Source organism: Clostridioides sp. ZZV14-6387, assembly GCF_020657835.1.
Taxonomy (GTDB): domain Bacteria; phylum Bacillota; class Clostridia; order Peptostreptococcales; family Peptostreptococcaceae; genus Clostridioides; species Clostridioides difficile_A.
This window is the reverse complement of the sequence record NZ_JAGWCW010000051.1, coordinates 1-13,354: the sequence shown is the minus strand read 5'-3', so window position 1 is coordinate 13,354 and position 13,354 is coordinate 1. Positions and strand designations below refer to the sequence as shown.

Below are 13,354 nucleotides of genomic sequence, written 5' to 3'. Positions count from 1 at the left end.
TTCTTCACTGGTTTTTCTTACTTCTTCACTTTCTTTTCTTACTAACTCATTAGCTTCTCTTGTTTCTTCACTGGTTTTTCTTACTTCTTCACTTTCTTTTCTTACTAACTCATTAGCTTCTCTTGTTTCTTCACTGGTTTTTCTTACTTCTTCACTTTCTTTTCTTACTAACTCATTAGCTTCTCTTGTTTTTTCACTGGTTTTTCTTACTTCTTCACTTTCTTTTCTTACTAATTCATTAGTTTCTCTTATTCCTTCCTGTTCCTCTATCAAATTTTCTAAATTTTCAACTCTAGTAACTAAAATATCATTATCTTTTAAAACTTCTTTGACTTGACTTATTAATAATACTAAAACGCCAAATTCATCTGCATTTTCAATATCATCATCATTTACAAGCCCTTCCTCTACTCTATAATAAAACCGAGGTGATTCTAAAGAACCCTCACTATTTACAATCATAACTGTAAATGGGTTTATACCAGCTCCTTTCAAAGCTTCTCTGGTAAGCGGAACTTCTACCTCTCCATCTTTTGCATTTAATATATTACATGGAGCATCTACCTTATTACCTGTATTCTTCCAAATATTCGCTATAACATCATAGTTACTTAAATCAATAACCTTTCCATTGTTTTTTAGTTGTACATTAATAAATGCTGTATTAATATCATTTTCGCTATATATCATTTTTTTTACTACATTTTTTCTGTTTTCATACTCTGAAAAATCTATTTCTAAAAAATATTGTTTTACTTCATAGTCTCTGTTTCGCATTGTTCAACACCCTCTACATTTTCAGATAGTTTTTTAAGCGATATAATATTTTCTTCTAATTCTTTTATTTTTTTATTATTATCTTTTAATTCTACATCTTTTTGCATTGCTATACTCTTATAGAGCAACATATTCGACATACTCTTATTTAGTTCTTCTTTTACATTCTCATATAAAATTTTAAAATCTACATCCATTTTTATTCTCCTTTACGCAAGCCTTGTATATTTTCTTCCAATTTTTTTATTTTATTTTCCAATTCTTCTCTTTTTAATACTTCTTCTTTTAATGCTGCTGCCACAACAGTTGTATAACCAGATACACTAAATTTTAATCCTTCATCACCATAATCATAAATAAACATTTCTCCAACTTTTGTATCTTTTATATCATTTGCTATAAATCCAACCTGTTTGTTATTCTCTTCTTCACTAAAATTTTTATAATTAAATGTAGCTATTTTTAAATCATTTTTTAAAAAGTCTAGAAAAGGAGTTTCTATATTCATCAAAAAAGACCTTCTTCTTGATAAACCTATATAGCTAATATTTTCTTTAAATTTACTGTCTGATGTACTTCTAACATCATCACATCTTAAAGTATCGCAATAAACATTTCTCCATGTGTTATAGTTTTGACCTAAATCAGTTCTGCTTTGGTCTGGAAAAAAAGAATATGGGTCATTAGTAAAACAAAATCTTGCATTTCCACACTGAACAAAAGCATCATCTTGTTTCACTTGTAATCTTACCTCACCATCAACAAATATGTTTGCTCCATATCTATTTATAAACAAATAATTTTCATTATATTTTAATCTTACTGCACTTCCTTTTACAGAACCGTCACTTTCTTGTGCATCTAAACATATAGTTGCACTACTATCTTCAAACAGCCGAATAATAGGGTCGTGACCTTTCGGAGTTGTTAAACAATCACATGCAATAGAACCATTCAAAACTGTTAACCCTCTATAATCTATAGTAACAGAAGCTGAACTTATTTTATTAAAAGCTATCCTTACACTATCATATTTTTGTTCTATTAAAGAACTAAATTCTCCTTTACTAACTTTTAGTGCTATTTCATCAGACAATATTTTGATTTCAGATTTTATATTTTTTTCTGTTTCTTGTACACTCATAGTCATCTGATTAGATTTCATATTAAAATTTGCTAACTCTTCTGATATACTTCCACCTGCTCCAAGCAGAATTATATTATCCAGAACATTTTTTAATTCATTTATTTTTATATTATATTTAGAAAAAGTATTTATAACTAAAATTTTGTCACTAGGAGTTGCAACACTATCTGCTATAACTGAATTTATTGCAGTTTTTAAATTTTCATGAGCTTCATTTAAAGCATTTTTAGCATTATTTATATTTAATTTTCCAGTTGTATCAAAATTTTTATCACATATTGAAACAACTTTTTCAATTTGTATATATAATAATTTTTTCTTATCATCAATAATAGTATTTTGGATATTTATTTCTGTTTTTTCTTCATTGGTTATTTTATCATCTTTGAAGTATTCTGTTATCTTAGAACTATATAAACCAATCGCTGCATTTAATTCTATTATAGTTTTATTTACATTTTCTCTTAGTTCATTTATTTCTTTATTATCTGTAAAGTCTTTCCTAACACTCTTAACACTAGCGTCTATTTCATCAGATTTTAATTCTAATTTTGTTATATTTTCTTTTATCTTTGTATCTTCTTCTTTTAAATCTCCTATAGTCGTTTTTACTCCTGTTATATCTGTTTCTATAGAAACAAATCTTTTGTCATTTTCCTCATCTTTTTCATATAATCCATATATGTGCTTTTCAATAGATTTTATAGAATCCCCATCAAAAGATATACTGAAATTCGTATCCTCACTTTGTGGAACTATATTATGCATACCCATATTATTAGTTATTACAAGAAATTTTTCATCTGAATTATCAAATAAAATTTCTGAATCTTCTAATTGATATGGATTTTTTCTATTCCAATAAATATATTTCATGCAGGAATATTTTTCTGCAACATTGTAAACTTCATCGTAGTAATGTACTATTATACCAGTTGCACGAATATATGAAAAAGTAGGGCTATTATCTAATACAGCCAATGATTTTCACCCCTTTTTAGATATTTCTATTTTTTCTTATTTTATTGTATTTCTGTTGCATCAATAAGTATTTTTTAGATTCTAAAACTTGAAGTGACTCTTTTGCCATTTTCAAATAATCTGCAATAGTTTTTATATCATCATTTTTTAATTTTTTATTTGATAATTCTATTGTCAAACTATTAGGATTAAATTTTTGCGAATACCCTACAAAGTATATAAGCTTTCTTACATGTTCTTTATAACTATAAAGTTCTATCACATCACCAAGACCTAATATTCCATCCCAATGTTGCCTGCCATTATCTAAAATTCTATCTAAAAAATTTATTATATCTATCGACCATTCATTCGTTGTTTTACATTTTAATTCTAAAATTCTTTCACCAGCTTTTATTAAATCTTCAACTTTAATAAAAGCTGAATTAGTATATGTATCATAATACACAAACTCTTTCAGCTCTTCTAATAATTCATCATTAAATATTAATTTTCCACTTTCATCTGTTGCAGTTTCACGTTTACAAAGTAAATTTATATTATCTATACTTTTTCTTAGATTTTCAATTTCTTCTTCTAAATTTCTTACAGCAACTTCTAATATTACTTTTTCATCATTTTTTTTAGTTATCTCTGCTATAATCCTAGCTAAATTAATATCATCTTTTGACGCTTCATATGCTCTCTTTTCTCCTTGTAAGCCTGTTATAAACGCATAAACAAGTTGTAATTCATTTTTTTTATCTGTCAATTCATTACCTTTATTACTTTTCAAATCTGCTAATTCTCTCCACTGTACTTTTCTTTTTTTTACCATTTCTTCATATACATTTATTGCTTTTATCAGTTCTGGACTCATTTCTCCATTTTCTATAAAATAAGAATAATTTTCAACATAGGGATACCCTGTTTCTGTCGCATCTATTATGTCCATTTCTTCGTTTCCTTCAAGTTTCAGCCTTGTTACTATATCATTTGTATTTAAAGTTTTTTCAATAGATTTTATATAATTATCTTCTGTTAATGTTATTTTTATTTCATCTCCAAAACTATCTATATTATATAGATTAACTAGTTTATTAAATGTATCAAACTCAATTACACAATTAAATTCCTCTTTTATATTTTTTGTAATAAAGTCATACCAGTTGGTGTTTACGCTCTCTTGCCATCTAATTTTTTCTTGCTTGCTTCCATTTTCTAATACATCATATGCTATATCTTCATCTACATAACCTAGTTGCCACCCTGTTTCAGTTTTCATATATTCAGACATAGAAATTATTTTATTTTCTATGTCTGATGTAAATAGTTGTATATTTATATTTTCTATATTTATATCTATCTTAGATAATTTAATTTCTCTTGAATATGCTTTGACTACTTTACTTTTATAATTATCTTCCTTTATTTCTTTTATAACAAAATATTCTTTATTATTAATACATATAAATCTTTCGTTTTTAGTCATATCATACATAGTATTTATTTTTCTTTGCAATGTATCTCTATCAAAAACATATTTTGGTATTGTAAATTCTAACTCGTCAATACCATCAATTTTCCTAGTCATAGAATTTAAACAATATTCTGGTATTTGCCCAATCATATTTTTATTAACTTTATGTAATGTTATATCATAATCTTTTTTTATTTCTTTCAAATTAATTTTCTCTCTTAAAATAAATACCACCTCATTATTAAGTTAAAATAGGATATTTTGACTTTATTGTAAGTTTACAGTTACCCACAATTTTTAATTCATTTTCTCCTTTTTTTAATCTCAACCAATTCCTATTACATTTTTTAAATCTATTTTCATTTTTAGAATTAATTACTGTGCAATATAAATTATCTATTATAACTTTCTCATTTTTTTCTATTCCAGTAATCTCAAATTGTTCATTTTCTATACTAGTATTTTTTATTATATTTACAGTAGATTCATCCCCTAAATTAATTAATTCAATTATAGGCATATAATCATCTTGTACATTACTTTTATTATTTATAATTATTTTTCTTTCAATATTTTCTTTTATTATAATTGTTTTAACATCTGATTTATAAGCAAAATTTGTAAATGGTTGGAATGTAACTTCAAGATAACCTTCTAAATTATCCGTAAACTTTTTAGCTATTTTAATTGCTTTTACATAATAAATCAGTTCAACATTATCTTCGCTGATAAACTCTACAAAATCATCTGTTTTAATCCATGCACAAATTTCTTCTATATCATAATCAGACCATTTTCTAGGAACATAGTTCCCATCTACCAAACATATTTTTAATACTATTTCACTAGTATCTTTTTCCCCTTTAAAAAAAGTTGGATTATCATTATAACTTTTTACCTTTTCTATTGTTTCAGAATATATAAATCCATAGTCATTAAATATATCATTGTTTGATTCTGTAATTAAAATTACACCCATTGAGTCGCTAGTTCTTTTATTTAAAATAAATTTTTCTGAAATAAACAATTTTTATCTCCTTTATTTAACAATTTCTTTTGCAAAATCATTTATTGCTTCTTTTATAGACTTATCAATAATTCTTTGTAAGTCTGGTATGGAATCTTTTGTAGCATTTTCTACTACAACTAGTGGTTTACTAGGATTAAAAATAAACTGGTTATTATTAGTAGTATTATTGTTTAACATACGACTAGTCGGTTGACTGTATCTTTGTGAATTATAGTCTAAAGATTTTAAATTTGTATTAAATTCTTTTACTCCTAATTTTTCATTTATTTCTGCTAAATCTTCCATTTTGTCAAGAGCTTCATCCAGCTTGTCTAGCCATTCAGTTTTTATTTTATCTCCTGCAATAGTCAACCCATCTTGATATTTATTTATAAATTCAATCATGGTATCCTGTAAATCTTTTACATTACCATCTATATCTGTAAAAATTCCACTATCCAATACCTCTTTTACTATTTCTGCAAGCTTTGTATCAGAAAACTTTTCTTCAAGATTTTTAACAGTCTCTTCCGCTTCTTTTTCTAGTCTTTCACTTTCTTTGTCAAACTTATTATTTACTTGTTTGTCGATGTTATCTTGTACTAATTTTTCTAGTTTTTTCTGTTCTTCTTGCAATTTTTTTTCTAAGTCTTGTACTCTTTTTTGACCAGACAGACTTGTATTTTTTCTAGCTATTTCTAATTCTTTTTCTATTTCAGCAATAGCATCTTTTTGCTCTTTTTCATCATTCTTATAATTCATCTCTTCTCTTGCATCATTATAAGCTTTTTTCTCTTTATCAAGAGCATCTGTTCTTTTCTTTAATTCTTCATCAATTAATTTTTTTCTTTCTTCAACTTGCTTTTTATATATATCTGTTATTTCTTTTTCTACATCTGTAATAGTGTTTAATTGTTCTTCATATAGCTTTTTTTGTTCCTCTTTTAAATCTGCTATTGCTCCAGTTATTCCTTCAAGCTCTCGTTGTGCAGATGGTATTTTTTCTAATAATAAATCTAAATACCCTTTTGCGAGTTCTTCTGCTTCTTCAAAATCTTTGTTTTCTTCTTTTAACTTTTGTATCTGTTGTATATAATTAGAAATATCTCCATTGTCTCTAAATTCAAATCCTAATTTTTGCAGCTTGCCTTTAAGCTGGTTTTGAACTTGTTTCATGTACTCAGTTGTTTCAGTTAATTCTTTATTATACTTTTTTTGTAACTCTATTTTTTTCTTAATTATTTCTTCTTTTTCTTCTGTAGATGCATTTTTTAATTTTACATCTAACATGTCTAATTCATTTTTTACTTGCTGAACATCTTTGTACATAGATGTCCATGTGGACTCCATGAATAATTTTTCTTGTTCTCTTTTTATGTTTTTTATACTTTGTTCATTTTCTTTGATTTTCTGATTAAGTTCATTCCACTGACCTATACATTCTGGTAAACTAGTTAAAGTAACTTTTATGTATTCATCATAAAGTTTTTGGATTTCTTCCAGACTATTCTTTTCTTTTTCAGCTTTTTTTTGCAATGAATCACTATTCTTATCTTTTGCTTTTTCAGCCTTTTCTTCTAAGTCTGCAACTATTTTCTTTTTCTTTAATATTTCCTCTTCATAATTTGTTGAATTTCCATCACTATTAAATTTTAGTCCTTTTTGTTCAAGTGCAAATTTATAATAATTTTTTTGTCTTATTAATTTATCTTCTAAATCTTTTTGTACTTCTGCCTGTTCTTTGTACAATTCATTTTGTTTTTGTAGATATTTTATTTTATCTGCATCAGTTGCATTTTCTGCTAACTTATCTAGTCTAGTTAATTCATTATTTATTTTTTGTAATCTATTCTCTAATTCTTGCAATAAATTAACATCATATTTTAATGCATCTGCTATATCTTTTCCAGTTATTGCAATTGGTGTTGAACTAGTAAATCCTCTAGCTCTAGGGATTATATTTTCTCTCGTAGCTGGTGTTGGTGAATCATTTAATAATTTAGGTGCAGGTATCGCCCTTTCTATTGGTAATGATGCAGGTTTTCCAGCCTCATTTTTTTCTGTTGTTGTAACATTCTTATTAACTTGCACATTTGCTGTCATTGATGTTGTAAATGACCTTGCATAACTAGCCTTATATGAATCTATCTTACGCATCAAGCCCGATATATTTTTAGCTGCTTGTGCTGTTTCTGCTTTAAATGTTGTTGTTATAGTTTTTCCACCATATTTGCTTTTGTAACTAGCTACTTTTTTATCTAAACCAGTTACATTTTTAGCTGCCTGTGCAGTTTCTGTTTTAAATACTAATTGTTTTACTTTTACTTTACTAAATTGATTTATCTTTGTTATTAATCCAGATACGTTTTTAGCTGCTTGTGCTGTTTTAGCTGTTATACTTATTTCATATTTGCCTTTCCCTATTTCTTTCGCTTTAGTTGCTAATTGATTCAGCTGTTCAGCTGTACCTTCAACCCCTTTTGTAGTTATTTCTGGTTCAGCTTTCTTTTTATCAATTTTATCAGTTTCTTTTCCTACATCTTCTAATTCTTTTTTACTTTCACCTGCATTTTTTACTTTTACTTCTGGTTCTGGCTTTTTTTTGTCAACTTTGTCAGCTTCTCTTCCTACATCTTCTAATTCTTTTTTACTTTCATCTGCATTTTTTACTTTTACTTCTGGTTCAGCTTTCTTTCCTTTAGCCTTATCAGTTTCTTCATTAATTTCTTTAGCTTTTTCTAAGCCTTCTACTTTAACATTATATTTTTGTGCAATTTCTGGATTTTCTTTTAAATATTTAATTATATCATCATAATTTTTTGCTTTATTAATCGCTTCTGTATTATCTAATATAAACTTTGTTCTATATTCTGTTGGTATTTTATCAAATATTTCTCCAACTAATTTAACTTTATCAAAATTTATATCCCCATTCTCAATTGCAACATTAATTTTGGCTGATACTTTATCTTGTACAAATTTATCTTTTATTTTTTGTTCAACATCATCTGTTTTGACATTCGATGTGTCAATTTCTCCTTCTGTAATTTCTAAATCCTCTGTTACTTTTACTTTGTCACCTTTGAACAACTTATCTGCTTCCGCTTGTAAATTATCAAAGTTAGGATTTTCTTGTTGTAGTTCAAATAATAAATCTGCTGTAAATTTTATAACTTCTTCTGAATTAGTTATATTTCCATTTGCATCTTTTTTTATCAGACCATTTACAAAATTTCTAACATCTTCTGGTATGTTCTGGTCATTAGTAAAATCAATAACTGTCTGTATGTCTACCTCTTCTTTGCCTGTTATCTGTAGACCTTCAAGAGCAGAGTTTAATGCTTCATATTGTTGTTGTACTGCTACTGCTAAACCGTCTCCAGATTCAAGTTGTTGTCTAGTCCTATTAAATTTCTTTAAAAATACATCACTTGAGTCACTAGTTTTTAAAAATTCTTTATCTAAAGTTGTCAAAAGTGCTATCCAATCACTTGACTCTGTACCAGTTTTGCTTGCAATAGTTTTAGCCAACTCCTGCATTTTCTTATTATATGAATTTAAATTTCCGTCTTTAGCTAAAGCGTCATTAGCACCCTCTACTTCTTTTTTTACATCAGCTAAATTTATCTTACCACTTGATGCTGACTTGAATAAGCTATTCATTGAATCTTCAACATTTGCTAACTGTTCTTTAGTTTTTATTCCACTAAAATCCAGAATACCTTTCCATTCATTAAACTGTTTTTTAGCATCATCATTCTTACTTGACTTAAATGTACTACTTGAGTTTACAGTAGCAAACACACCGTCCTCAACTTCTTGTGCTACCTTTTTAGCTTCTTCTAAACTTCTTGTATTTTCTTTTTGAGCATCTCGTGTTAATTTTTCTTTCTTTCTTAAATTCTCATTATACTTTTGTACGTACTTTTCTCTGTCTTCACCTTCTGAATTTCTTATCTTACCACGTAAAATTACACCATCTTTTTCTAACTTAGCAATATCATCATTATACTTTTTTTGTATTGTTATAATTTTTTCACTATCTGTTTGGTATGAATCAGCTGCTTTTCCTGTAAGTTTATTACCATCTTTATCTCTTTTACCAGCTTGCTTATCAACAGCGATTTCAGCATTATCCATTTTATCAAAATTTATAAGACGTTCTTTCTTCTCTATTGCTCTATCTAACTCAGAACACAATTCCATAGCCGAACCCTTCATTTTTAGAATTGGATTTCCATTCTCATCATATCCATTGACCAGTTCGGGCATCATTTCAGCTATTTCTTTTGTTAGCGTTTTAAGCCTTTCAGCTTCTTCTGTACTTAGATTAGATTTACTTTTTAAATTATCATATTCTTTAGCTATATAGCCTATTTTTTGCCTTGACTCTTCATATCCTTTCTTTTCTCTCTCTAATGTCTCAATATTCTTTTTTCTTTGTTCATATGCTTTAGCATCTGCAACACTATAGTCATGCAAAGCTTTTGTAGCTAATACAATCCCACCAGCTGCTAATAGTGCAAAAGCTCCTTGCAAAGAAAATAATTTAGGAATTAAAGCCCCAACCTTTGCTGCTAACCCTCCAAATCCACCAGCTCCTGCTGCTGTAGCTGCTCTTATGTTTCCAATCAAATCAGTTAAATGACCACTTACAATTATAAATTGCCCAAACATCATTAAAACAGGACCCATGGCTATGGCTATAGCCGCCATCTTAACTATATTTTGTTGTGATGATTCTCCAAGATTAGTAAACCAATTTGAAAGCTGTGTTATCTTTTCTATTAAACTTGCAAGAACGGGCTCCATTGCCTTAAATGCTTGTATACCTGCACCTTCTAAGGCTGATTTCATGTTTATAATTGCCCCACCCAAATTATCTTTCATTGTTGTAGCAACTTCCATTAATGCACCTTTAGAATTTTTTAAACTCTTTTCTAAATCGTCGTATTCATCGTTCACACCTGCTAGCAACTTCATCAATGTATCATATTGTGTCTTACCACCTATCATGGTAGCAAACCTTGCTCGTTCCTCTTCTGTCAATTTTGTTGTAGAATCAGAAGTTACACCTAGAGCGTTACTCATTTCTTTCAAAACTGCAACTGTATCCTTTTGTTTCCCTTGTGAATCATATAGAGATATATTTAATGCATCTAACGCTTTTCCTGCTCTTCCATTTTCACCAATTATATTAGAAAAAACACTTATTAATGCATTTCCAGCTTCACTTGCCTTTGTTCCACGATTTGCAAGTATCCCAATCAATGCTCCAGATTGTTCAAGTGGCATATTTAAATTTTTAAACATTCCTCCCGCTGTTACATATGCTTCTAACATTTGTTGCATATTGGTATTAGATTTTCTTTGTGCTTGTGCTGTTATATCTAAATATTTAGTAAAATCTTGGCTTGCAATTCCAGCTGATGCCATGCTGTCTGTAACCAAATCAGAACATAAGGCTAAATCCATTCCTCCTGCTTCTGCTGCACGTAGAACTGGCTCTATCCTTGACAAAGATGTCTCTACATCCCAACCAGCAAGAGCTAAATATGTTAAACCATCCGCTGCCTCTGCTGCTGAAAATGAAGTTCTAGCCCCTAAATCTTGAGCCTTTTCTTGCAACTTTTGAAATGATACACTACTTTTGTCTGCAATTCCTGCTGTTGCTTGTAGTTTAGACATACTTGTATCAAAATTAACCCCTGCTTTAGCTGCTGCTATCCCAAGCATGCCCAAAGGCATTGATACATACATACTTAAACCCATTCCAACAGATTTTAAACTTTGCCCTGCTGTTATCATTGAACGACTTAAAGTTGCGAAAGGCATTTGTCTAAGTTGAGCAGATAGTCTTATAACATCTGCACTTGTTTGATTTATTTCAGCTTGATAACCATTTAATGCAGTTTCAGATTGTTTTATTTCCATTTGTTGCTTGTTATATGCATCTTTTAACCTATATAACTCTTGAGTAAGTTGTTGTGCTTCATGCGAATTTTTACCATAGTATGCTGCCACTTGACTTAGAATACTTTCAGTTTTCCTAATTTCAGTTGAAAGCTGTGCATGCTTTTGCTTATTTTGATTTAACTCATTATTTAATTTATTAAATTCAGCTTGATATATTGCTAATCTAGCTTTATTTGACTGAATTTTACTTCCAAGCTGATTCATTTCATTCCCAAGTCTTTGGAAATATGACCCACTTTTTGCAAGCTCTGCACCAAGTCTGTTGAACTCAGACTCTGTCAATCTTGCTTGGCTATTCAGTCTGCTTAATTTTTGCTCAATAGTTAGAGTTTTATTTCCAAGCTGTTCAAATTTTTGACTTGTCTGAGTAAGTTCTGTTCTAAGTCTACTAATTGTACCTTTAGTTTGATTTATATTGCTTCCTAATCTACTTAGTTTTTCAGCATTTTTTTGCACAAGTTGAGCTTGTTTTTTCCATTCATTAGAATTTTTACCTAGTGTACTTTCTAAACTATCTAATTTAGCTTTTTGTGTGGTTAAAGTAGATTGCAAACTTTTATACTGATTTTTCTGACTCTCTAATTTTTTATTATACAAATCAATCTGTTTTGTGAGCTTTTGCATCTTAGCACCAAGACCACTAAAGGAATTCTCAAATTGTTTGTTACCTGCTGCTGCTGTTTTAAAATCTCTTTCCAAGTTTCCTATTTCTTTACTTATTGCACTAATTTGTTTTGTAAAGTTGTTTGCTTCTAATGCTAACGTGACCGATAGCTTCTCTATCTCCTCTGACATTTAACCACCACCTTTTTTACATAAATTCTGTAGAATTAACAATTTCAACATTCTTTTTTTCTTTATCTACACCTTTGAATTTTCCATGTGCATCAATTTGTGCAAATAATTTTTTTGGTGTAGTTTTTAAAAAATCTCTAACTGGTCTTTTTAATACTGTAGTCCATAAATATTCTAAATACTCAAAGTCTCAATCATCTTGTTTTTCTTCTATATCCTCAATTTCATCTTCACTGTTATTTTTTTCTTTTGCTGGCATGGCTTTCTCAAGTAACAAATTTAAATATTCATGTATTTTGGGCATTTCTCTAAACTTTAAATTTGTTATTATATCTTCTCTATTTAATTGCTTATGGCACCTTAAGATTGACTGTATAATTAATTCATTTACCACCATAAAATCGCCTTTTCCAACCCATTTCAAAACCTCTGGTACTGTCATAAAATCATTTCTTAACTTAAAAAAATGCTGTGTTTCTGCTATTGCTCCCATGTCTAGCCTAGCATCATACACAACACTTTCTTCATTTAACTTAATTGTTATCTTATCATCTATCATAATTTTACCTTTCTGGAATTTGTATTTTTTCGAACCACTTATCTAACATTTCTTTTTCTCCATTTTTTGTGTCCATAGAAAAAAAAGTTAATTTCAATTTTTTATCAGCAAATACATTAAAATTTAACTCTCTTTTACTACTACTTCTTTTCGCTACATCTGTTTCAGCTAAAATACCATCTATATCAAAAATAACATTATATATACAGTAATAAATTATTGCTCCATCACGTCTTTTTCTTGTAAATAACAATCTTAGATTGTTAGGTTTTATACTATCTTCAACAACTATTCCATTTTTATATCTTTTAAAATTCCATATTAATTCTTCTTCATCTGCTGTTAATCCTAATAAATTCAGTTTCCCTGTACCAGTTACTTTCCCATAAAAAATTATGTTTTCATTTCCGTTACATTTCATAATTTTGTAAGATTGTTTCAATTCTATGCTTACAGAAATTCCACCCAATATTTTTCTAGGAACAGAATTTTCATCTATTTCACATAAATGTATGTTATCAAAACCATGTATAATTTTTTCTTTATAACTCATTTTTTTCACCTTTAATTAAATGGGGCTGTCGCATGAGCAAATTAAATTTGTTCTGTGATAGCTCTTTTACTTATCTTAATAAGTACATTTTTAATTAT

The 13,354-nt window shown here is 28.3% G+C and carries 8 protein-coding genes; all 8 read right to left on the bottom strand.

What is annotated here, in order from left to right:
* The coding region (locus KGF38_RS19560) for a BppU family phage baseplate upper protein (RefSeq protein WP_227832657.1) at positions 1-777 on the bottom strand (777 nt) is incomplete at its 3' end.
* On the bottom strand, positions 753-974 hold the full coding sequence (locus KGF38_RS19555) for a hypothetical protein (RefSeq protein WP_227832656.1): 222 nt from the start codon (positions 972-974) through the stop codon (positions 753-755). The genes KGF38_RS19555 and KGF38_RS19560, both read right to left, overlap by 25 nt.
* Before the next feature lie 2 nt (positions 975-976).
* Positions 977-2,905, bottom strand: a complete 1,929-nt coding sequence (locus KGF38_RS19550) for a tail fiber domain-containing protein (protein ID WP_227832655.1) — start codon at positions 2,903-2,905, stop codon at positions 977-979.
* 16 nt (positions 2,906-2,921) lie between these two features.
* Positions 2,922-4,568, bottom strand: coding sequence for a phage tail protein (locus KGF38_RS19545; RefSeq protein ID WP_227832654.1), 1,647 nt, complete (start codon positions 4,566-4,568; stop codon positions 2,922-2,924).
* A gap of 37 nt (positions 4,569-4,605) precedes the next feature.
* Complete coding sequence (locus KGF38_RS19540) at positions 4,606-5,391, bottom strand: phage tail family protein (RefSeq protein ID WP_227832653.1); 786 nt, start codon at positions 5,389-5,391, stop codon at positions 4,606-4,608.
* Positions 5,392-5,403: 12 nt separating this feature from the next.
* Positions 5,404-12,144: a phage tail tape measure protein gene (locus KGF38_RS19535; protein WP_227832652.1), complete on the bottom strand. Its 6,741-nt coding sequence runs from the start codon at positions 12,142-12,144 to the stop codon at positions 5,404-5,406.
* 190 nt (positions 12,145-12,334) lie between these two features.
* The gene (locus KGF38_RS19530; RefSeq protein WP_227832651.1) at positions 12,335-12,703 is read right to left on the bottom strand and encodes a hypothetical protein; all 369 of its coding nucleotides are present in this window, start codon (positions 12,701-12,703) and stop codon (positions 12,335-12,337) included.
* Between the two features lie 4 nt (positions 12,704-12,707).
* Positions 12,708-13,256, bottom strand: coding sequence for a major tail protein (locus KGF38_RS19525; RefSeq protein WP_227832650.1), 549 nt, complete (start codon positions 13,254-13,256; stop codon positions 12,708-12,710).
* Between the last annotated feature and the right edge of the window lie 98 nt (positions 13,257-13,354).